This window comes from Microbacterium testaceum, assembly GCF_001476655.1.
GTDB lineage: Bacteria > Actinomycetota > Actinomycetes > Actinomycetales > Microbacteriaceae > Microbacterium > Microbacterium testaceum_C.
In genome coordinates this window covers 1-21,519 of sequence record NZ_LDRT01000125.1, presented here as the reverse complement: position 1 = coordinate 21,519, position 21,519 = coordinate 1, and the positions used below count along the sequence as shown (strand labels likewise).

16 protein-coding genes are annotated in these 21,519 nt (G+C 71.9%); 8 read left to right on the top strand and 8 right to left on the bottom strand.

Going from position 1 to position 21,519, the window contains the following annotated elements:
* The first annotated feature begins 25 nt into the window (after positions 1-25).
* Together NS220_RS15375 and NS220_RS15370 are read left to right on the top strand one after the other, a co-directional pair.
* Complete coding sequence (locus tag NS220_RS15375; protein WP_058624896.1) at positions 26-1,084, top strand: M4 family metallopeptidase; 1,059 nt, start codon at positions 26-28, stop codon at positions 1,082-1,084.
* On the top strand, positions 1,071-1,397 hold the full coding sequence (locus NS220_RS15370) for a protealysin inhibitor emfourin (protein WP_058624895.1): 327 nt from the start codon (positions 1,071-1,073) through the stop codon (positions 1,395-1,397). The genes NS220_RS15375 and NS220_RS15370 overlap by 14 nt, the downstream gene beginning before the upstream one ends.
* A 244-nt stretch (positions 1,398-1,641) precedes the next feature.
* Here the strand turns inward: NS220_RS15370 and NS220_RS15365 are convergent, their stop codons facing one another.
* From NS220_RS15365 to NS220_RS15355, 3 genes are all read right to left on the bottom strand, one after another.
* The gene (locus NS220_RS15365) at positions 1,642-2,253 is read right to left on the bottom strand and encodes a GNAT family N-acetyltransferase (protein ID WP_058624910.1); all 612 of its coding nucleotides are present in this window, start codon (positions 2,251-2,253) and stop codon (positions 1,642-1,644) included.
* Between the two features lie 62 nt (positions 2,254-2,315).
* Positions 2,316-3,002: a uracil-DNA glycosylase gene (locus tag NS220_RS15360; RefSeq protein WP_058624894.1), complete on the bottom strand. Its 687-nt coding sequence runs from the start codon at positions 3,000-3,002 to the stop codon at positions 2,316-2,318.
* A complete protein-coding gene (locus NS220_RS15355; protein ID WP_058624893.1) occupies positions 2,999-3,484 on the bottom strand; it encodes a phosphoribosyltransferase in 486 nt (161 codons plus the stop codon). Before NS220_RS15355 ends, NS220_RS15360 begins: the two co-directional genes overlap by 4 nt.
* 129 nt (positions 3,485-3,613) lie before the next feature.
* Here NS220_RS15355 and NS220_RS15350 point away from each other — a divergent pair, with 129 nt between their 5' ends.
* On the top strand, positions 3,614-5,113 hold the full coding sequence (locus tag NS220_RS15350; RefSeq protein ID WP_058624892.1) for an MFS transporter: 1,500 nt from the start codon (positions 3,614-3,616) through the stop codon (positions 5,111-5,113).
* Positions 5,114-5,125: 12 nt separating this feature from the next.
* On the opposite strand, the gene NS220_RS15345 is transcribed toward NS220_RS15350, so the two are convergent.
* On the bottom strand, positions 5,126-6,205 hold the full coding sequence (locus NS220_RS15345; RefSeq protein WP_058624891.1) for a hypothetical protein: 1,080 nt from the start codon (positions 6,203-6,205) through the stop codon (positions 5,126-5,128).
* A gap of 16 nt (positions 6,206-6,221) precedes the next feature.
* Positions 6,222-6,992 carry an SDR family oxidoreductase gene (locus NS220_RS15340; protein ID WP_193755390.1) on the bottom strand — a complete coding sequence of 257 codons (771 nt, stop codon included), beginning with the start codon at positions 6,990-6,992 and terminating at the stop codon, positions 6,222-6,224.
* A 168-nt stretch (positions 6,993-7,160) separates the two neighbouring features.
* Between NS220_RS15340 and NS220_RS15335 the strand changes: the two genes are divergently transcribed.
* Positions 7,161-8,483, top strand: coding sequence for a bifunctional o-acetylhomoserine/o-acetylserine sulfhydrylase (locus NS220_RS15335; protein ID WP_058624889.1), 1,323 nt, complete (start codon positions 7,161-7,163; stop codon positions 8,481-8,483).
* A 318-nt stretch (positions 8,484-8,801) separates the two neighbouring features.
* Here the strand turns inward: NS220_RS15335 and NS220_RS15330 are convergent, their stop codons facing one another.
* Positions 8,802-9,500 carry an SDR family NAD(P)-dependent oxidoreductase gene (locus NS220_RS15330; RefSeq protein ID WP_058624888.1) on the bottom strand — a complete coding sequence of 233 codons (699 nt, stop codon included), beginning with the start codon at positions 9,498-9,500 and terminating at the stop codon, positions 8,802-8,804.
* Between the two features lie 52 nt (positions 9,501-9,552).
* On the bottom strand, positions 9,553-9,945 hold the full coding sequence (locus NS220_RS15325; RefSeq protein ID WP_058624887.1) for a DUF4259 domain-containing protein: 393 nt from the start codon (positions 9,943-9,945) through the stop codon (positions 9,553-9,555).
* 79 nt (positions 9,946-10,024) lie between these two features.
* Between NS220_RS15325 and metX the strand changes: the two genes are divergently transcribed.
* Entirely contained in the window at positions 10,025-11,230 is a 1,206-nt protein-coding gene (gene metX, locus NS220_RS15320) for a homoserine O-acetyltransferase MetX (protein ID WP_058624886.1), read from the top strand.
* Positions 11,231-11,429: 199 nt separating this feature from the next.
* On the opposite strand, the gene NS220_RS15315 is transcribed toward metX, so the two are convergent.
* Positions 11,430-12,677, bottom strand: coding sequence for an MFS transporter (locus NS220_RS15315; RefSeq protein ID WP_058624885.1), 1,248 nt, complete (start codon positions 12,675-12,677; stop codon positions 11,430-11,432).
* A gap of 230 nt (positions 12,678-12,907) precedes the next feature.
* Here NS220_RS15315 and NS220_RS15310 point away from each other — a divergent pair, with 230 nt between their 5' ends.
* From NS220_RS15310 to NS220_RS15300, 3 genes are read left to right on the top strand one after another with little or no spacing between them, the layout of a single operon-like run.
* Positions 12,908-15,769 carry a hypothetical protein gene (locus NS220_RS15310; protein WP_058624884.1) on the top strand — a complete coding sequence of 954 codons (2,862 nt, stop codon included), beginning with the start codon at positions 12,908-12,910 and terminating at the stop codon, positions 15,767-15,769.
* A complete protein-coding gene (locus NS220_RS15305) occupies positions 15,766-17,031 on the top strand; it encodes an ABC transporter substrate-binding protein (protein WP_058624883.1) in 1,266 nt (421 codons plus the stop codon). The genes NS220_RS15310 and NS220_RS15305 overlap by 4 nt, the downstream gene beginning before the upstream one ends.
* Before the next feature lie 19 nt (positions 17,032-17,050).
* On the top strand, positions 17,051-21,349 hold the full coding sequence (locus NS220_RS15300) for an FtsK/SpoIIIE domain-containing protein (protein ID WP_058624882.1): 4,299 nt from the start codon (positions 17,051-17,053) through the stop codon (positions 21,347-21,349).
* The last annotated feature ends 170 nt before the right edge of the window (positions 21,350-21,519 follow it).

The window sequence follows — 21,519 nt, the reverse complement described above, 5'->3', positions numbered from 1 at the left end:
CGGAGGTCGACGCTAGCCTCGGCGCATGACCCCCGGCATCGTTCCCCCGTTCCTGCTCGATCGGCTCGCCTCGACCGACGATCCCCGCCTCGCGCGCGCGGCCGCCGCGGCGCGCAAGACCCTCGCGATGCCGCGCCCGGCGCGGCCCACGCGCCGGCGGCTCCGGCTGTCGATCGACGGCGACGCGCTCGTCGCCGAGGCGGTCCCGGCACCGGATCGGATCGTCTCCGACGCCGCGAACACCGAGAACCTGCCCGGGCGGCGCGTCCGCAGCGAAGACGAGCCGCCCTCCGGCGACAGCGCGGTCGACGAGGCCTACGACGGGCTCGGTGCCACCTACGACTTCTTCTGGGATGCCTTCTCGCGCGACGGCATCGACGCGGCCGGGGGCTCGCTGCTGGCGACCGTGCACTTCGGCGACGACTACGACAACGCCTTCTGGAACGGCGAGCGCATGGTCTTCGGCGACGGCGACGGCGAGGTGTTCGTCGGGTTCACGCGGTCGCTCAGCGTCATCGCGCATGAACTGGGTCACGGGGTGACCGAGGCCGCCGGGGGCCTCGAGTACCAGGGGCAGTCGGGCGCGCTGAACGAATCCCTGTCCGATGTCTTCGGGGCGCTCGCCGAGCAGCACCACCGCGGCGAGCGCGCCGACGAGGCGTCGTGGCTGATCGGGGCCGGCATCTTCGCCGAGGCCGTGCAGGGCGAGGCGCTGCGATCGATGAAGGCCCCGGGCACCGCCTACGACGACGACGTGCTCGGTAAGGACCCGCAGCCCGGCCACATGCGCGACTACGTCGAGACCGACGACGACAACGGGGGTGTCCACATCAACTCGGGCATTCCCAACCGGGCGTTCTTCCTCGTCGCCACCCGGCTCGGGGGGTTCGCGTGGGAGCGTGCGGGGCTCATCTGGTATCGCACCCTGACGGCGGGAACCCTCTCCTCCACCGCCGACTTCGCGGCGTTCGCCCGGGCCACCCTGGTCACCGCGGCCAGCGAGTACGGTGAGGAGTCGGAGGAGGTCGCCGCCGTCCGCGCCGCGTGGGCCGGGGTCGGCGTCGAGGAGGATGCCGGGAGCTGACAGCGACGAGCGCTTCGCGATCCTCGTCGTGCGCTCCGGCGGCGTCGCCGGCCTGTCGAAACAGTGGCGCGCCGAGCCCGATCCCGAGCTCGCCCCGCACTGGCGGGAGCTCGTCGAGAGCTGCCCGTGGGACGCGCCGGCTGTTCCGACCTCGGGAGCCGACCGCTACCAGTGGCGCATCGAGGTGCACCGTGGCGACACCGCCGTGCACCGCGCGCGTCTGAGCGATGCGCAGGTCGAGGGCCCCTGGCGCTCGCTCGTCGACGAGGTGCGCCAGGCCGCGTCGCCGGGGTCGCGCGGGCGCGCCCGCTAAGGCCGTCGTCCCGCCCAGACCCTCGTCCCGCGCTCCGGACATCTCGCGCTCCTGGCCCGTATCCTCGCCGGGGGCGCAAGACCCGCGGCCATGATCTCCGGAGCCCGGCACGTCGTGGCGGAGCGGGCGAAACTCCTGAGGAACCGCACGTTGAGCGTCGCGAAGGCGCCGCGCATGGCATCCGGGCCCGAAAACTCAGGAGTTTCGCCCGGCGTGTGCGGCCTCCGGCGAAGCGACACCCGCGTCAGCCGAACAGCCTCCGCTTCTTCTTCTTCGACGGGATGCTCTTCTGCAGGTAGACGACGCCGAGCCAGCGGCCGAACTTGAAGCCGACCCGGCCCATGCGGCCCACCTCGGTGAAGCCCAGCTTCTCGTGCAGGGCGATGGACGCGTCAGCACCCTTGTCGCTGATCGCGGCGACCATCTCGCGGATGCCGAGATCCTGGCACGCGGCGATGAGCGCCTCGAGCAGCGCGCGCCCGAGGCCCTTGCCCGCGGCCGCCTGACCGAGGTAGATCGAGTTCTCGACCGTGTACCGGTACGCCGACTTCGACTGCCACGGCTGCACGAGGGCGTAGCCGAGGACCTGGCCACTGGGCGACTCCGCGACGAGGAATGGAAGACCCAGTCGCTTCAGCGTGGCGAACTTGTCGCGCCACTTCGCGATCGACCAGGCCTTCTCGTCGAAGGTCACGACGGAGTTGCGCACGTAATAGTTGTAGATCTCGCGGATGTCGGGGATGTCCGCCTCGGTCGCGGGACGGATCTCGTACGAGAACGGCCGCTCCGGCTCGGGCGTACGACGCAGGTGCGCGGGCAGGCGCCGACGGCTCTTCTCGTACTCTTCTTCCAGCACGCTCGCCACTCTACGCACGAGGGTGTTTCCCCCACGTGTCCCCGGGCCGCGCGGCGACGACGTCAGGACGGCAGACGCCAGTCCACGGGCTGGGCGCCCTGCTTCTCCAGGAGCGAATTGACGCGCGAGAACGGCTTCGAGCCGAAGAACCCGCGGCTCGCCGACAACGGCGAGGGATGCGGCGACGACACGATCGCGGTGTCGCCGAGCAGCGGCGCCAGGTTCATGGCATCCCGGCCCCACAGCACGGCCACGAGCGGCGCCTCGCGAGCAGCCAGGGTGCGGATCGCGTGTTCGGTGACGCGCTCCCAGCCCCATCCGCGGTGGGATGCCGGGGCTCCCGGCGCCACGGTCAGCACCCTGTTCAGCAGCATGACGCCCTGCGCCGACCAGGCCGAGAGGTCGCCGTGCGCAGCGGGAGCGATGCCGAGGTCGTCGGAGAGCTCCCGGTAGATGTTCGACAGGCTCCGCGGAAGCGGACGCACGTGCGGATCGACAGCGAACGACAGCCCGATCGGGTGACCCGGGGTCGGATACGGGTCCTGACCGACGATGAGCACGCGCACCGCGTCGAGGGGGGTGCGGAATGCGCGCAGCACGAGGTCCCCGGCCGGCAGGTACGGCTTCCCCTCGCTGCGCAGCCGCTCGCCGACGGCGGCGATGTCCGCGGCGACCGGGGCCAGCGGCTCGACCCACGACGCGTCGATGAGCCCCGCGTCCGCGAGTTCGGCGAGGGACTTCGCCGTCACGCCGCGTCTTCCTCGTGCACCGATCCCTGGAACGACCAGGGGAAGTCGATCCACAGGTCGGTGTTCTTCCAGGAGTAGTCCGGCGTGATGATCGTGGACGGTTTCGTGTAGATCACGGCGGAGCGAGCCTCGGCTCCGTGCCGGTCCAGGAGCTTCACGGCGAGGTCGAGGGTGCGACCGCTGTCGGCGACATCGTCGACGAGGAGCACCCGACGCCCGCTCAGGTACGACAGGTCCAGGGCGGGAGGCAGCACCTCGGGAGCGTCGAGCACCGTGCCCACGCCGGTGTAGAACTCCACGTTGAGCGCGCCGCAGTTCTTGACGCCGAGGCCGTACGCGATCGCGCCGCCGGGCAGCAGACCGCCGCGGGCGATGGCGACGACGACCTCGGGATGGAACCCGTCGGCCACGATCGCTCGCGAGATGTCGCGGGCCGCCGCTCCGAAATCGTCCCAGCTCAACCGCTCGCGCTCGTCCGTCACACCGGACTCCTCTCATCGACTGCTTCAACCCTAGGGCGTCGGCATCGCGCCCTTCCGCGCGCGTCCCCGCCTCGATCGGGCGGGAGCGGGATCCCGGATGCCACGCCCCCACGGTGCTATCGTCGCGCCATGTCGCGCGTCTCCGGCGCGGTCGGTCGAGTGCGTTCTTCGGCGCTCGGGGTGACCGCGGGTCTCATCGGCTGGTTCGTCGTGGTGGAGCTCGTCAGCGGCATCCTGCAGGGGTTCTACGTGCCCCTGCTCCCCGACATCGTCGTGCACCTCGGCATCCGCGACGCCGACGTCAACTGGTTCGAGGCCGCGCAGCTGCTGCTGTCGGCGCTGGTCCTGCCCGTGCTGGCGAAGCTCGGCGACATGTTCGGCCACAAGCGGATCCTGCTGCTGTCCGCGATCGCGACCGCCGCCGCCAGCTGGTGGCTCGTCTTCGCCGATTCGTTCACCTCGTTCCTGCTCGCCTGGGCACTGCAGGGGTTCTACGTGGTGTGGCTCCCGCTGGAGATCGCCCTGATCTTCGACCGGGGTCGCCGTCTGCAGCGCGGCGTCTCGCGCACGCGAAGCGCCGCCGGATTGTTGGTCGTCGGTCTCCAGGCCGGGGCGATCGTCGGGGCTCTCGCGGCGGGGCGCCTGTTCGCCGCGACCGGTGGGAACCTCCGGCTCGCGCTCATGGTCCCGGCGGCGGCCGTGACCCTCGTCTCCCTCGTCATCTGGCTGGGCGTGCCGGAGTCCGAGCGCTCCACCGACCGGCGCCGTCTCGACGTGGGGGGCTTCGCGATCCTCGCCGGCGCGCTCCTCTGCGTGACGGGTGCCCTGTCGTTCGTGCGCCTGCCCGAGGGCCCCGGCCCGCTCGTGATCACCGCCCTGCTCGTCGCGGGGGTCGTCCTCCTCGCGGTCTTCGTGTGGTTCGAGCTGCGCCAGAGCGACCCCGCGATCGATATCCGCGTGCTCCGCCGCCCCGACATGTGGCCCGTGCAGACCACCGCCTTCCTGGTGGGCATCAGCCTCCTCGGTGCCCAGGGACCCCTCGCAACCTACGCCGGCACGGACCGCGCGCTCGGATACGGCCTGGGATTGGATGCCACCGACCGGTCGAACGTGATCGGGGTGTACCTCGTGTCGCTCATCGTCGGGGCGGTCCTTTTCGCCGTGACCTCGCGGCGCGCGAGTCCCCGCGCGGTGCTGATCGGCGCGGCGGTGCTCGTGGGCGCGGGCTACGCGCTCCTCCTCCCCCTCCACGTCGAGCTGTGGCAGGTGCTGCTGTGCCTCGCTATCGGCGGCCTCGGGTCGGGGGCGCTCGTCGCGGCGATGCCCGCGGCCGCCGCGGCCGCCGCTCCGCGCGGGCAGACGGGTGTGGCATCCGCCCTCACGAACACCACCAAGACCGTGGGCGGCACGATGTCATCCGCGGTGTTCGGTGTCGTCCTGGCCGCGGGGGCGGGATCGGCGGTGGCGGCGACGGCCGCACCGCTCGCCGGCTACCTGACCGTCTGGTCGATCTGCGCGGCGGGCGGCTTCGCGGCGGCGGTCCTGCTGTTCTTCGTGCCCAAGGTGGCCTTCGCGGATCGCGCGGAGACCGAGGTCGACGCGCACGCGGGGCGCGGCGACGTCAGCTGACCGCCCCGTCGGTTACGGGCGTCCGAGGAGGAAGAACACCACGATGAGGGCCGCGACGAGAGCGAACGACACCCACGCCGCGAGCCCCCACGACGTCTGCAGGCGGCGACCGGCCGGCGCGACCCGCGTCAGGTCGAGCCGGGCCTCGTCGACGGCGGGGTCGTCTCGGCGCTGGGTCTCGCGCCAGCGCTCCCACTGCTCGAGTTTCGTCGCGAAGGCATCCGCGGTGCGTATCACCTCGGCCCATCGCGCGGGATCGGTCGTGACGACGTCGCGCGGGTGCACGAGGAGGAGCAGGTCGTCGACGATCTCGATGTCCCATCCGCCGGCGTCGTCGATCGCCTGCGCCATGACGTCGGGGGTGAACAGGTACAGCGCGTCCGCCTCGTACCCTTCCGGGCAGTACAGGTCGAAGTGCTCGTCGAAGTCTCCCTCGAGCGAGAGCCGCTGCCCGGAATCGGGAACGGCCGCCACCGCGAACGCACGGGTTCCGCGGCGGGTGGCGCGCACGATGATGTGCGGCAGGGGGCGCCGGAGGCCGATCTTGATCCATCCGCCGACCGGCGAGTACGTGAACCGCCGCGTGGCGTTGCGGATCTCGTAGTCCGCCCACTCGACCGTTCGCCCGTCGGCATTCTCGCGCGTCATCTGGCGGGCGACGGTGTGCCCCGTGATGCTCCACCAGGCGCGCATCGTTCCCGAGCGCGGGCCGGGGGTGTAGACGAGGCCGTTGTCTTCTGCGAAGTGAGCGAGTGCCCAGTGTTCGCGGGGGCTCGTGCGGCCCTTGGCCGTGCGGGCGACGCCCCACAGGCTGAAGACGAACACCCCCAGGAAGAGGAACAGGAACAGGGCCATGGGGCGAACCTCGTCGGATCCGCCCTTCCGGATCGCCGACGCGATCGTGGCCCATGCTCCCAGCGCGCCGACGCCCGACACGATCAGGAGGAAGGTGAACAGGCCCCGTCGCCCCCGCCTCTCCTGGTCACGGACGCGCGGGTACTCCTGCCGGAAGAGCGCCCAGAACCGCCGGAGCTCCGCGCGGCTCGGGCGGGCTCGAAGCGCCTCGGCGTCGAGCGTCGTCGGCTCGGTCATACCCGAAGGCCCGCCGTCACCGCGTACGCAGCGGCCCGCGCGCGAGCAGGTGCTGTGCCGACTGCGCCACCGGCCGCACCGTCACCAGGTCGAGGTTGACGTGCCCCGGCGCGTGGAGGGCGTACGCGATGACATCGGCGACGTCGTCGGCGACCAACGGAGCCTCGACGCCCTCGTAGAGCCGGTCTGCGGCATCCTTGTCTCCGCCCAGACGGTTGAGCGTGAACTCCTCGGTGCGCACCATGCCCGGTGCGATCTCGATCACCCGCAGAGGCTCTCCGTTCAGCTCCTGACGCAGCGCGTGCACGAGCATCGCCTCGCCCGCCTTCGCGGCGTTATAGCCGCCCCCGCCGGGGTAGGCGGTCTGTGCGGCGGTCGAGGTGACGAACAGCAGGTCCGCGTGCCCGCTCGTGTCGGCCGCGGCGCGCAGCAGCGGGAGGAGGGATGCCACGAGCCGCTGCGAGGCGAGCACATTGGCCTCGAACATCCAGCGCCAGTCGTCGGGGTCGCCGTCTTCGACCCGGTCGCTTCCGCGCGCGCCGCCGGCGACCTGCACGAGGGCGTCGACCCCGCCGGTCTCGTCGAGCCACGCGGCCAGGGACGCGATGTCGTCGGCGTCGGTCAGGTCGGCCGCCCGGGCGACGACGCCCGTCTCGGCCTCGAGAGCCGTGAGCCGGTCGGCGCGACGGGCGACGCCCACGACATCCCACCCCCGCGCGCGCAGGAGGCGGGCGGTCGCCTCTCCGATACCCGAACTGGCCCCGGTCACCACTGCGCGTCGCGTCATGGCATCCACGCTACTCGCCCCCTCCGACGTCGCGCGGACGGGGCCGTGGCCGCGTGTGACGGTGGTATTACGGCCCGTGTCCGCGGCGGTTGTCCGTGTCGGAGAGGGTCCCTACGCTCGCAGGAGGCCACGGCGACCGCCTCGGCCCCCCAGACCAGAGGAGCAGCCATGTCGGCACCCGAGAACTGGCGTTTCGAGACCAAGCAGATCCACACGGGCGCCCAGCCCGACCCGGTGACGAAGGCCCGCGCCACCCCGATCTACCAGACCACGTCGTACGTCTTCGACAACGCCGACCACGCCGCGAACCTCTTCGCGCTGGCCGAGTTCGGCAACATCTACACCCGTATCCAGAACCCCACGCAAGACGTCGTCGAGCAGCGCGTCGCGGGACTCGAGGGCGGCACCGGCGCCCTCCTCGTCGCCAGCGGCCAGGCGGCCGAGACGTTCGCCGTGCTCAACATCGCGCAGGCCGGCGACCACATCGTGTCGTCGAGCTCGATCTACGGCGGCACCTACAACCTCTTCAAGTACACCCTCGCCAAGCTCGGCATCGAGACGACCTTCGTCGAGAACCAGGACGACCCCGAGGAGTGGCGCGCCGCGGTGCGCCCGAACACCAAGCTGTTCTTCGCCGAGACCATCGGCAACCCCAAGATCAACGTGCTCGACATCCGCTCCGTCGCCGACGTCGCGCACGAGGCGGGCGTCCCGCTGATCGTCGACAACACGATCGCGACGCCGTACCTCATCCGTCCCTTCGAGCACGGCGCCGACATCATCGTGCACTCGGCCACGAAGTTCCTCGGCGGTCACGGCACCACCATCGGCGGCGTCATCGTCGACGGCGGCACCTTCGCCTGGTCGGAGCACTCCGAGCGCTTCCCCGGCCTGACCACGCCCGACCCCTCGTACCACGGCGCCGTCTACACCCAGGCGGTCGGCGACGGCCTGGCCTACATCATCAAGGCGCGCGTGCAGCTGCTGCGCGACCTCGGCGCCTCGATCTCGCCGCAGAGCGCTTGGCAGCTCATCCAGGGCATCGAGACCCTGTCGCTGCGCGTCGAGCGCCACGTGCAGAACGCGCAGGAGATCGCGGAGTGGCTCGAGGCGCACCCCGACGTCGCGAGCGTCAACTACTCGGGCCTGCCCACCTCGCCCTGGTACGCCGCGGCCAACAACTACGCCCCCAAGGGCGTCGGGGCGGTGCTGTCGTTCGAGCTCAAGGGCGGCGTCGAGGCGGGGCGCGAGTTCGTCAACTCGCTGAGCCTGTTCAGCCACCTCGCCAACATCGGCGACGTGCGCTCGCTCGTCATCCACCCGGCGTCCACGACGCACTCGCAGCTCACGCCCGAGCAGCAGCTGACCGCGGGCGTGACCCCCGGCCTCGTACGCCTGTCGGTGGGCCTCGAGAACATCGCCGACCTCAAGGCCGACCTCGACCAGGCCCTCGCCGCCGCGCGCCGCCTGTCGGAGGCCGCTCGCGCCTGAGCTTCGCCCCGCGAGACGCCTCGATCCGGTTTCGGGTCGAGGCGTCTCGCGTTGGGGGGCGGCGGTGCGGCGTGGCTGCCCATCGCGTCTACCCGGAGGGGTCGCCGTACAGCCGCGCCCCACGACCGGCGACCGGCGACCCGCGACCGGAGGAGTTCCGCGCACCGGAGGACGTCTCCGCCACTTCGCGTCCTCCCCTGCCGAGAACTCCTCCGCTCGCGAGTGCCGCGCCTCACACCGTCCCCGCGTCGCCCATCGCACGCCTCACAGCCTGCGCGGCCCACGGACGTTACGACGCCCGCACCGCGGGCTCGGGAGCTACGCCTTCTGCCGTGGACGCAGGCTCCCGAGCCCCCCGTCGACGCCGAGGACCTGCCCGGTCACCCAGGCGTTGTCGGGCGAGAGCAAGAACTCCACGGCACGCGCGACGTCGTCCGGCTCCCCGAGGCGGCCCAGCGGATGCATCGCCTCCGACACCTTCCGCGACAGCTCCCCCGCGGTGAGCTTCTCGGTCAACCGCGTCTGAACGAGCCCGGGCGCGACCGCGTTCACGCGCAGACCGTGGGCGGCATAGCTCGCCGCCGCCGACAGCGTGAGCCCGATCACCCCGGCCTTCGCGGCCGCGATCGCGTCGTGGTTCGGCAGACCCGCGAGAGCCGCGGCCGACGAGACGAGCACCACGGAACCGCCGTCGCGCATATGGGACCCCGCAGCGCGCACCGCGGCGAACGCCGTCGTCAACGACGCGGAGATCAGCCCGTCGTACTGCTCGCGCGAGGTCAGGTGCGCCGGTTTCAGGAGCATCGATCCCGCGAACACCGCGATGCCGTCCACGGCACCCGCCTCGCGCACGACGCGGTCCACGGCGTCGAAGTCGGTGGCATCCAGGACGAAATCCGGGTCGATGACCGAGGAGTCCCGGGCCGTGGTCAGGACGCGGTGCCCCGCGTCGCGCAGTCGCGCCGAGGTCGCGCGTCCGATGTCGCTCGAGGCCGCGATGAGGAGGAAGGTCGCCATGCGCCGATCCTTCCCGCACCCGGCATCGACGACCGGGGGCTGGACAACCTCGTCACTCGGTGGTGAGTGCCGATCGCAGCTTCTCGTTCTCGGCGAGCCACTCGGGGTCGCCCTCCCACAGATCGGCGAGCTCGCCCTCTGCGGAGGCCGCGACGGCGAGCGCGGACACGGCGAGTGCCACCATCTCGGGCGGGGGCGCAGAGACCCGCGCGACGAAGGCATCGACGCTTCCCGCGGACTCGGGCACACGACCGAGCCCGCGAGCGACGACCTCTGCCGCGGCGATGGCCGTCACCGCGTCGTCGGAGTCGAGATCCGACGGCACCGCCTCGGCCGCCACCCGCAGGGCGTCGCTCACGACACCCCAGTCGCTCGCCTCATCGAGCTCGTACGCCCAGTCGGCGGCGCTGTCGTTGCCGAACGGTCGTGCACTCCATGTCCCCATGCGTGGCATCGTAGACCCCGCCTCCGACATCGCCGTAACAGTCCGATCCGCGCGCTGCGGACCGGGGAGAATGGATGCCATGGACTGGCAGATCTCCGAAGACACGGTGCCGTCGGCGCCGATCACGGAGGCCGACGCCCGCTCCCTGCTCGGTCGCCCGCCCGCCACGGGGGCCTGGCGTGACGGAGACCCGGCGGGCGAGCGTCGCTTCGCCTCCTTCGGGACGTTCGCGACCGAGAACGGCGAGTCCCTCCCCGGGTTCCGTCTCGCGTACGAGTCGTGGGGCGAGCTGTCACCCGCGCGCGACAACGCGGTGCTGGTCCTGCACGCACTGACCGGCGACAGCCACGTTCGCGGGGCCGCCGGCCCCGGACACCCCACCGCCGGATGGTGGAGCGACCTCGTCGGCCCCGGAGCGGCGATCGACACCGACCGCTGGTTCGTGATCGCCCCCAACATGCTCGGCGGATGCCAGGGCTCCACGGGACCCGCCAGCATCGCGCCCGACGGGTACGAGTGGGCATCGCGATTCCCGTACCTGACCATCCGCGATCAGGTCCGCGCGCAGGCCCTGCTGGCCGACGCCCTCGGCATCGAGCGCTGGTCCGCGGTCGTGGGCGGCTCGATGGGCGGGATGCACGCCCTCGAGTGGACGGTCGGACACCCCGACCGCGTGGAACGCGCCGCGATCCTGTCCGCGCCGCCCATCACGACCGCCGACCAGATCGCGCTCAACTCGGTGCAGCTCGACACGATCCGCATGGATCCCCGGTTCGCCGGCGGCGAGTACTACGACTCCGGCGACGGGGACGGACCGCACCGCGGACTCGCGCTCGCCCGCCGCATGGCGCTGCTGAACTACCGCAGCCCCACCGAGCTCAATCAACGTTTCCAGCGGTCCTGGCAGTCGGGGGTGAGCCCGCTCGGGCGCGGCGGCCGGTTCGCGGTCGAGTCGTACCTAGACTTCCACGGCAACAAGTTCACGCGCCGCTTCGATGCCAACAGCTACCTCACGCTCGTCGAGGCGATGAACTCGCACGACGTCGGCCGCGACCGCGACGGCGTCGAGGACGCGCTGCGCCGGGTGACCGCGACCACCCTCGTCCTCGGGATCGACAGCGACCGTCTGTTCCCGATCGACGGACAGCATCGCATCGCCCGCGGCATCCCGAACACCCTCGACGGAGATGAGGCGGTCGTCCTCTCGAGCGACTTCGGGCACGACGGGTTCCTCATCGAGACGGCCGCTGTCGCCACGCACCTGCGGCGACTGTTCGCGGCCTGAGGATTCCGGATGCCGGGGCCCCGGCATCCGTCCCGCTCGATGTGCCTCCCGGGCCGCGCCGTCCCGCAGCCGGGACCTCGCACGGGGTGCCGAGGGCATCGAGTGTCCAGGAAACCCGGAACCGGTGCGATCGGTGTCCGGGTTTCCTGGACACTCAACACTCGTGCGCGGTGCGCAGGGCGCAGGGCGCGGACGGAGGTCAGCGCTGCGTCGGGATCGAGCCGGTGATCGCGGTCGTCGCGGCTTCGGTCGCCGGCATCCGGTGCTCGGGGTGTCGGCCCGAACGGTCCTCGGCACGGTACGAGACGACGGCGACCACGAGCCCGCCCAGGGCGAGCACCGCGCCGACCCAAGCGGGCGCCACGAGCCCGAGGCCCGCCGCGATCGCGAGACCGCCGAGGAACGCGCCCAGGCTGTTGCCGATGTTCAGCGCCGAGTGGTTGAGTGCGGCGGCGATCGACTGATTGTCTTCGGCGACGTCCATCAGTCGGGTCTGAATGCCAGGGCTCAGGGCGGAACCGCAGAACGCGACGAGGAAGGCGAAGAGCACGAGGGTCACGATCCATCCGGCGGTGAGCGCCAGCCCCACGGAGGCCGCACCGAGCGCCATGAGGCCGATGAGAAGCCAGAAGCGCAGATCTTTGTCGGCGAGCGTGCCCCCGACGACGTTGCCCACCGTCATGCCGATGCCCACGAGGACGAGGACGAGCGAGACGGCCCACTCCGGCTGCCCCGCCACCTCGGTGACCATCGGGGCGATGTAGCTGTACATCGCGAAGAAGCCGCCGAAGCCGACCGCGCCGATGCCGAGCGCGAACCACACCTGTCCGATGCGGAACACGCGGAGCTCGTCGCGCAGGCGTCGCCCCGGTGCTCCGGGGTGCTTCGGGACGAAGAGGGCGATGCAGATCGTCGCGAGCACGAAGATGCCGGTCACCACCGCGAAGGCCGCCCGCCAGCCGACCTGCTGGCCCAGGAGCGTTCCGAGCGGCACGCCCACCACGTTGGCGATCGTGAGACCGGTGAGCACGAATGCCACGCCCTTCGCCCGGTTGCCGGGGCCGAGGGCATCGGCGGCGACGAGGGCACCGATTCCGAAGTACGCACCGTGCGGGAGGCCGGCGAGGAAGCGTGACGCCGCCACGAGCTCGAAGGTCGGTGCGATCACGGTGAGCAGGGTGAAGAACGCCAGCGCGGCCGCGAGCACGACCATCACCCGGTGCCGGGGGAAGCGCGCGACGGATCCCGCGATCGTCGGAGCCCCGACGACCACGCCGAGCGCGTAGAGCGACACGAGCCAGCCCGCTTGGGCGATCGCGTCGTCGGGCGAGGAGGCCCACGCGGTCGGGACGAGTTCGCGCGCGATGTTGGGCAGAAGGCCCATGACGACGAACTCGGTCATACCGATGCCGAAACTGCCGATGGCGAGAGAAAGGAGCGCCCGCATCGCCGCACCTCTCGAGGATGTCGAAGAGGTCACCCGACGATGCTAGTGGTCGCGCAGACGCCTGTCGAATCGTTTCGAGAGACGCGGCGTCCCCTCCTCGGAGGTCTCTACCGAGCACGCGTCGGATGTCAAGCGCGGGCCGCGGATGAGGCAATGTCGCGGGCACCGACTACGATCCACCTTGGCTACCGGACGGGGATCAAGGGGGACGGATGTCAGTGGGGAATTCTGTGAAGACGAGGCGCGCTCTGCCGCGCGTCATCGCCGCGATGGTCGCCGTCGGGGCACTCGTCACGGTGACGGCGTGCACGAACGGCCAAGCGGAGATCACGCCGACCCGCCTGCTGCAGTCGGTCTCGGTGGGGGTCACGACCGATGCCGCGATCCAGAGCGTCACCTCGACGACCATCGCGATCGGGAGCTCGCCCTCCGAGACGAGCAGCGAGTCGGCGACTTTCACCCCCGCCAACGTCGCCGACGACATCCCGGTGCGCATCCGCACCTCGTACCGCACCGCAGACTCCAGCGGTACGGACCTGAGCGACCTGAAGGGGTACTCCGGTCGCGTCGAGATCGACGTCACCGTCGAGAACCTGACGGTCAAGCCTCAGCAGCTCACCTACGACGCGGCAGGACAGTCGCGCACGCGCGAGGCGCTCGTGGGAGCCCCCCTCACGATCGCTGCGTCGACCGTGCTCGGCGGGGTCGCCCCGAGCCGAGTGGTGATCGACTCCGACACCGACTCCGCTGTGACGAACGGCGTACTGAGCCGGTCCGACGACGGCGACGCGGTGGTGCAGTGGGCATCGCTGCTCGCCCCGCCCTCCGGGCGCGCGAGCAGCACCCTCACGCTCGTCGCCGACGTCGACGACTTCTCGGTGCCGGCGTTCGACATCGCCGTCCAGCCCGGGATCTCGACCGACGCATCGATCGGCGGCGTCCTCGACGCGGCGTTCAACGACGATCCCACCTCCCAGCTCGCCCTCCAGCGGCGCACGATTGAGGTCGTGGCCGCGGTCAACGACGTCCTGGGTCGCGCCGGGACGACCATCACCGAGGTGCGGACGAACCTCGAGAGCACCGCCGACACCCTGGGCGTGCGCACCGCGCGCGAACTCGCCGACAGCACCACCTCGCTGGGGACGACGATGCGCGGCCTCACCGCTCAGCTGACGGGTCTGCAGTCCGACCTGTCGAGCACGGTCAACAGCACCAACTCCGCCGTCCTGCAGCAGCTCGGCGGCGCCCTGTCGGCCGTCGACGGCATGCTGGGCGACACGACCGCCCCACCGCCGCCGTCGACGCAGACCGGCTCCGGGTGCTCGACGAGCTCGACCATCCCGGGCGAAGCGAACACCGTCTACGGCAACATCCAGCGTCTCGCCGTCGAGCTCGACAACTACGCCTCCGCCGCCGACGACTGCAAGGGCGAGGTGCAGAACGCTCTGCGTCAGACCATCGGCCCCGACAAGCCCAGCGCCGAGTCCTGCCAGAACCCGTCGACCACGTGCGCCCTGTTCAGCGCGCAGGGCGAGGTCACCGCCACTCTCGCGCAGTTGGTCGTCGACGGACGTGAGCTCGTGGACTCCCTCAAGCCCGAGCTCATGGCATCCGTCGTCACGCAGTTCGACCAGACCTCCGCCGCGATCGAGGCCGTCCAGGCCGCGACGAAGAAGGTCACCGACGGTCTTCCCGACGGATCGGTTCCGCAGTCGCTCGGCGAGGTCGGCACGGCGCTCGACTCCCTCTCGGCTTCGCTGGGGTCGCTGAATGCGGCACTGTCCACCGTGAACCAGATCGCCGGAGCCGCGCGCGACCAGCTCGGCTCGACCGACCAGCCCGGAACGATTCGCGAGCAGGCCGCCCGCCTCGCCGACAAGCTGTGCACGCTCCTCGACCTCGGGGGGAACACCGGCGGCGGGAACACCGGCGGCGGGAACACCGGCGGCGGGAACACGGGCGGAGGGAGCACCGGCGGCGGCGATTCCGACGGCGGGAACACCGGCGGCGGAGGCACCACCGGCGACGGCTCCGGCGAGCGCTCGTTCTCCGGCCCCATCGTCATCGGCCCCTCGCTCGACTACGTCGACCGCCTCCGCGCGTACATCACCTCGGACGGCTGCCGGGGTGCCGCCCTCCAGACCCCGGAGGGCTACTCCGCCCCGCTCCTGGACCGTCTGACCGACGACACGCAGGCGTGGAAGAGCGTGATCGAGCAGACGAGCTCCGACGGGCAGCTCGGCACCGCCATCTCCGGTCTGCTCGACCAGACCTCGACCGTCCGCGACGCCGTGGGCCGTATCGGTTCCGCCGCGTCCGGTGGCGACCAGAACCTCACCGCGCTGGTCGCGTCGCTTTCCGAGTCGACGGACGCGCTCGCCTCCCAGAGCAGCGAGCTCGGCCAGCGCATCAGCACGCTGAAGAAGCAGCAGGACGGCCTCGGCCCGAGCATCGAGCGCGCCTTCGCCGACGCCGATACCGAGGCGGCCAAGAAGGTCTCGGCCCTGATCGAAGAGCAGGTGCGCGTCATCTCGGCGCGGGGGAAGACCGATGCCGCGACGATCGGCGCCATGTTCGATCGCTCGGTGGCCGGTCTCACCTCGACCTCGGCGGACATCGCCGAAAGCGGCAAGAAGACCGTGGAGTCGCAGCGCGACGATCTCGCCGCGGCCGGTCAGGCCATCTCGCAGAGCGTCTCTTCGCAGACCCTGTCGTCGCTGTCGACGATCTCGTCGAGCATCGGGGCGGCGACCCGCGACACCGACGGCGCGTCCTCGCTGCTGCAGGCCGATCTGAACAAGGTGCTCCTCGACCTCGGCGACCGCCGGGTCAACGGGTCCGGCCTGCTCGGATCGATGGTCACCAGCGCCGCCAAGGTCGACACGGCCGACGTGCAGCTCGCCCTCGCCTCCCAGCAGGCGCAGGGGTACGCCAACGTGCGCTCGCAGGACGTCGCGGGCATCCTCCTCCAGCAGGCGCAGACCCAGGCCTCCCTCGAGGCCGGGGGCAAGCTGCCGCCGTTCCACATCGACGCCCCCGCCGGTGCCGCGACGCAGACGGTCTACACCTTCCGGATCGGAGACGGCAAATGAAGCGTCGCAGCGTCGCCCTGATCGCCGCGGGAGCGGTCGTCGTCCTCGTGGCCGCGGGCTTCACGACCTGGTCGCTCACCCGCCCCACCGAAGCGCAGGCGGTCGGATCGGTCCCGGTGGCGATCTCGGCACCGGTCCCCGACGATCTGACCATCGGCGTGATCGTCTCCCTCTCCTCCGCGCCCGGCGAGGGCGCGGAGTGGAAGGACGCCGCGAACGGAGCGGTCGTGGCCGCTCGACGGCTCGCGCTCGGAGGCCACCCGGTCACCGTCCGCGCCGTCGATGACAAGGGCACGGTCGACGGGGCGCGGGCGGCCGCGCAGCAGCTCGTCGACGACGGGGTATCGGGCATCGTCGTCGCCACGAGCGGATCGCACGTCAGCGGCGCGGTCGAGGTCGCCCGCACAGCCGGGGTCCCCGCCGTCCTGCCCTACGCCACGGACGGCTCCCTCGCCGGCGACGGCGTCTGGCTCACCGGTCCCACGACCGACGCGATCGGCGCGGCGCTCCCGGCGGCGCTGAAGGGCGCTTCCTCGGTCCTGCTGGTGGACGCCGGCTACGGCACCCCCACCGGGCTCTCCCCCGCGGCGGTCGTCCCCTTCTCCGCGGGCGGCGACGTCGAGGCCTTCCGCGCCGCCGTCGCTGCGGCGCGGGGATCGCGTCCCCTCGACGCCGTCCTCGTCAACGGCCCCGCGACCACGCAGGCCAGCGTCGTCCAGCTCCTGCAGAGCGAGGACGCCGACCTTCCGATCGTGGTCACCCCCGAAGCCACGTCGCCGGCGTTCTCGGAGGCCCTCGTCAGCGCCGGGGGCACCCTGTCGACGGAGCTGACCACGGTCGGTGCCGGATGGAGCGACACGGTCGCACTGTCCTCCGACGCCGACGGGCGCGCGATGTCGGCGTTCCTCGCGGGGGTGCGCGTCGTCGCCGACGACTCCACGGCCACGACCCTCTTCGAGGACCGTTCCTTCGCCTCGGTCGCCGGTCTCGCCGACTCGCGCAGCCACGACGCCGCCGTGCTCCTGGCCCTCGCCGCCGCTTCGGCGAACAGCACCACCCCCTCGACGGTGGCCTCGGCCCTGAGCACGCTGTCGGCAGGGGCGGGCGATGGCATCGCCGGTCCCGCGCTCGACGGCGCCCGGTCCACCGCGTTGGTCCCGGCGATCGCTCCGCTGTACTCGGCGGACCAGAACCTGGGCCTGCGCCCCCTGTCGACCGATACGACCGCACCGCTGGTGTGGTTCGCCGGACAGACCGACTGATTCCCTCCCGGAGGCTCCGATGCGTCTGCTGATCGCGATCGACGAAGACGAGCAGGTGGTCGACCTCGCTCGTCACCGCACGCAGGCCACCCTGGCCGAACTGATCTCGGCGGCGACCGGACGCGATCTCGCGCCCGAGACCCTCGTCTCCGTCGACGCGCAGCGGCATCCGGCCTCCACCGAGCTGACCGAGGTTCTCCTCCTCGAGGGCACCCGCATCGCCCTTTCGGAACCGCGCCGCCCCCGACCGGCGACGGACTGGACGGCGACGCTGTCCGGGGGACTTCACGCCGGGCCGGTCGTCGACGTCCCCCGCGGGCGCGCTCTCGTCGCGGGTCGTTCCCCCCAGGCCGACCTGATGCTGCCGACCACGAGCGCTTCGTGGGAGCACTTCTCCGCCGTCCGCGACGAGGACGGTCTGCGCGTCGATGACCGTGGCTCCACCAACGGCACCCTGGTCGAGGGAACGGAGGCGGGCGAGGGCGGGACCGTGGTCGAGGGCCCGGCGTTCGTCATCGCGGGAGGCACCAGCGTCCTCCTCCGCCCCTCGATCGTCGAGGCCGGCGCCCCCGAACCCGGATCGCTCCACAACATCACCCCCGCAGCGACGGCCCCCTTCAACCGTCCGCCGCGTCCGGGGCGCCCACCCGAGCCCGACCCGATCACGCCGCCGACGCGCAAAGACGTGCCTCCCGCGTCGAAGTTCAGCATCATCACGGTGGCCGCTCCCCTGGTCCTGGCGTTCGTGATGGTTCTCATCCTCGGGGACGCGCGGTACGCGATGTTCGCCGCGCTCAGCCCGGTCCTGGGCGTCGGGGTGTGGTTCGAGCAGAAGCGCCGCCACACGAGGAACGTCAAAGAAGAAGACGAGCGTTTCGCCGAGGCTCTGCAGACGCTGCGCGACGACATCGCGTCGGCCGGGCAGGCCGAGAAGGCCCGGAGAATGGATGCCATTCCCGATCCGGCCACCACCCTCCGGCGCGCCGCGATTCCCGCGACCACCCTGTGGCAGCGGCGCGCGAGTTCCCCCGACCTTCTCGCCCTGCACGCCGGCATCGGGGACGTCCCCTGGCGACCCGCCATCGACGAGCGCTCCAGCACCCGACTCGAGGACGACGTGCGAGAGATCCTCGATTCCGCCACCATCCCGTCCGCGCCGGTGGAGATCGACCTCACCGCCGGCGGCGTCGTGGGGATCGTCGGCGACCGCGACGGCGCCCTGGCGCTGGCCCGGAGCCTCGTCCTCCAAGCCGGCGTCCACGTCGGTCCCGCCGATCTGACCGTCGGGGTCTTCTGCGACGCGGGCCGTGCGCCCGAATGGGCGTGGGCCGGCTGGCTCCCCCACACGCGTCGACAGGGCACCGGCACCCAGGAACGCTGGATGTCCGACAACCGCGAGCGCAGCACCGACCTGCTCCGGGGCCTGCGCGATGGCATCCACGACATCCCGACGGCCGCCGTTCTGCTCGTGCTGGACTCCGACGTGCTCACCGAGGGGCGTAACGCCCCCGCGCGCGAGCTGCTCGGCCACGGTCGGCCGGACGGGACGACCGCTCTCTCGCGCGACCGCCAGGGCGTGCAGGTCTCGGGCATCGTCATCGCCTCGTCGGAAGAGCAACTCCCGGCTGCCTGCACCGTCGTGGTGCGTGTCGCCCCGGATGCCGCAGCCACGGTCACCCGTCCCGGAGACCTCGTGACGGTCGACGATGTCATCCTCGCCGGGATCGACGTCGACACCGCCGCCGCAGGGGCTCGGGACGTGGCGCGTTTCGACGACCCCGAGCTCGTGGTGCCGGGAGCCGCACTTCCCGGGCTCGTCCGCCTTCCCCCGCTCCTGGGCATCGACGAGGTGAACGCGGCCTCGGTCCGCGACCTCTGGGCCAGCGCCCGGGGCATCACCGCTCCCATCGGCATGGGTGAGGGCGGCACGGTGGAACTCGACCTCGTGCACGACGGGCCGCACGGCCTCGTCGGCGGCACCACCGGCTCGGGAAAGAGCGAGTTCCTTCGCTCCCTCGTCGCGGGCCTCGCCCTGCGCAACGACCCCACCCGGCTGAGCTTCATCCTCATCGACTTCAAGGGCGGCGCCGCCTTCGCCGCCTGTGAACGACTGCCCCACACGATCGGCACGATCAGCAACCTCGACGAGCAGCTCGCCGATCGCGCGTTGCGCTCCCTCGAGGCCGAGATGCGACGGCGTCAGCGCATCTTCGCGGCCGCCGGAGAAGGGGTCGACAACCTCGACGCGTACCTCGCGACCAAGCCGGCCGAGCCGATGCCGCGCCTGCTGCTCGTCGTCGACGAGTTCGCCATGCTCGCCAAGGACTTCCCCGACGTTTTGTCCTCGCTCGTCAGTGTCGCGGCCGTCGGACGCACGCTCGGCGTCCACATGATCCTGGCGACGCAGCGTCCCGCGGGTGTCGTCAACGACGACATCCTCGCGAACACCAACCTTCGCGTCGCGCTGCGCGTGCAGAGTCGCGACGACTCCAACAACGTCATCGGTGTGCCGGCGGCATCCGCCATCGGTCGCGCCCAGCGCGGCCGTGCCTACATCAAGCGCGGGCAAGACGACATCGCTCCCGTGCAGACGGCCCTGGTGACCGGTCAGTCCGAGCGTGCGGTCGTCGAGGCCGTCGAGTTGCAACCGGTCACGTTCTCGGGAATCGCCCCCGCACCGCGGACGACCGTGGTGGACGAGTCCGCGACCGACCTCGACGTGGTCATCGACGCCATCCGCGCCGCCGCCGACGAGGCGGGCATCGCCGCTCCGCGTCCCGTGTGGCCCGAGGCGCTGGGTTCCCGCGTCCGCCTGGCCGGCTTCGACGACGACACCACCGCCCGCGTGAATGCCGGCGCGGGCGTCACCGCCGTCGGCGGCGTCCAGGGCACCGAGGTCTTCTTCGCCCTGGCCGACGAACCGGACAGCCAGCGCCAGGTCGCCGCCGGGTGGAACCTGACGCGGGGCAACCTCCTCGCGGTCGGCATCCCGGGCAGCGGCACCAGCACCGCGCTGTCGTCGATCGCTCTCGCTCTCGCGGCCGAGTCTCACCCCGACGACCTCGACATCCTCGTCCTCGACGCCGGTGCCCGCGACCTCGCTCCCCTCGCGGACCTCCCCCACACCGTGGCGTACGTCGGCGCCGGAGGCGGCGCGCGCGAACAGCAGGCGCGGTTCCTCCGCCATCTCCGCGCCGACCTCGAACGCCGTCGCGCCGACGAAGGGCAGCGTCGGCGCGCGATCGTGCTCATCGACGGCCTCGCCGCGCTCCGTGACGAGTTCCAGGACCACGAGGGCCAACAGCTCCTCGACGGCCTGTACCGCGCGTATGCCGACGGCCCCGAGCTGGGCCTGCACTTCGCCGTGTCCACGACGCGCGCGAAGGCGGTTCCCTCGGCGATCGACGAGGTGACCACGCAGAAGTGGATGTTCCGCCTCGCCGACCCGTACGACTACACCTCGGCGGGCCTGCGCCCCAAGGACGCCCCGGCCTCCGTCCCGGGGCGCTGCGTGCTCGCCGAGACCGCGCGGCAGGCGCACGTGGCCACCCCGGGCGGCTCGCTGGCGGACGCGGTCGCCCAGGTCAAGGCGACCTACGCCGGAACCGCCGCGAAGGCTCCCGTCGTCGGCCGCCTCCCCGACCAGGTCGGGATCGCCGATCTCGGCGCCACGGCCGACCTGAGCGGGGAGCCGTGGCGCATCCCGATCGGGATCGCCGAGGTCGACCTCGCCCCCGCCTTCCTCGAGGTGTACGACGGAGAGCACGTCCTCGTCGCCGGCCCCGCACGCTCGGGCAAGTCGACCCTTCTCCTCGCGATCGCGCAGGCGCTGCGGACGACTCCGGATGCCACGACCCCGGTGACCGTGTGGGGCGTCTGCGGTCGCCGCTCGCCGTTGGCCACGGCCGACCTCGACCGAGTGGTCGTGGGTGCCGACGAGATCCCCGCGCTCGTGGCATCCGTGCGCCTGGAGCGGGGACCTGTCGTGATCCTCGTCGACGACGCCGAGTCCTTCGAGGACGCCGATCAGTCGCTCGCCAGCCTGCTCACGATGACGCAGCAGCACGTGCTGGTGATCGCGGCGGGGCGTTCCGCCGACCTGCGCGCGCAGTACTCGGGCTGGACGAAGACGCTGCGCAAGTCGCGCTGCGGCGTCCTCCTGCAGCCCGACGTCGATTACGACGGCGACCTGCTGGGGGTCACCCTCCCCCGCCGCGCTCCCGTGGCGGTCACGACCTGCCGCGGGTACGCGTGCGTCGCGGGTGCGGCGCGCTTCGTCCAGGCCGCGGGTCCATCGGTCGCGATCCCTGCGGGCTGAGCACACGCGGGACCATCGGCCAGCCAGGCGCAAGCGCCACGCTCGACCGCAGGCCGGCCCGGCGCGAGCATCACGCTCGACCGCGGGCCGCCCGGCGCGAGCGCCACGCCCGCGCCCTGGCACCCGCGGCCTCAGCCCCGCGCCGCCTCAGCCCCGCGCCGCCTCAGCCC

What these genes read in the sequence shown, in the direction of transcription:
- NS220_RS15330 (WP_058624888.1), bottom strand. Translation starts at nt 9,500, where the DNA reads ATGGCGACCTTCCTCCTCATCGCGGCCTCGAGCGACATCGGACGCGCG.
- NS220_RS15340 (WP_193755390.1), bottom strand. Translation starts at nt 6,992, where the DNA reads ATGACGCGACGCGCAGTGGTGACCGGGGCCAGTTCGGGTATCGGAGAG.
- NS220_RS15335 (WP_058624889.1), top strand. Translation starts at nt 7,161, where the DNA reads ATGTCGGCACCCGAGAACTGGCGTTTCGAGACCAAGCAGATCCACACG.
- metX (WP_058624886.1), top strand. Translation starts at nt 10,025, where the DNA reads ATGGACTGGCAGATCTCCGAAGACACGGTGCCGTCGGCGCCGATCACG.
- NS220_RS15305 (WP_058624883.1), top strand. Translation starts at nt 15,766, where the DNA reads ATGAAGCGTCGCAGCGTCGCCCTGATCGCCGCGGGAGCGGTCGTCGTC.
- NS220_RS15375 (WP_058624896.1), top strand. Translation starts at nt 26, where the DNA reads ATGACCCCCGGCATCGTTCCCCCGTTCCTGCTCGATCGGCTCGCCTCG.
- NS220_RS15300 (WP_058624882.1), top strand. Translation starts at nt 17,051, where the DNA reads ATGCGTCTGCTGATCGCGATCGACGAAGACGAGCAGGTGGTCGACCTC.
- NS220_RS15325 (WP_058624887.1), bottom strand. Translation starts at nt 9,945, where the DNA reads ATGGGGACATGGAGTGCACGACCGTTCGGCAACGACAGCGCCGCCGAC.
- NS220_RS15370 (WP_058624895.1), top strand. Translation starts at nt 1,071, where the DNA reads ATGCCGGGAGCTGACAGCGACGAGCGCTTCGCGATCCTCGTCGTGCGC.
- NS220_RS15350 (WP_058624892.1), top strand. Translation starts at nt 3,614, where the DNA reads ATGTCGCGCGTCTCCGGCGCGGTCGGTCGAGTGCGTTCTTCGGCGCTC.
- NS220_RS15345 (WP_058624891.1), bottom strand. Translation starts at nt 6,205, where the DNA reads ATGACCGAGCCGACGACGCTCGACGCCGAGGCGCTTCGAGCCCGCCCG.
- NS220_RS15315 (WP_058624885.1), bottom strand. Translation starts at nt 12,677, where the DNA reads ATGCGGGCGCTCCTTTCTCTCGCCATCGGCAGTTTCGGCATCGGTATG.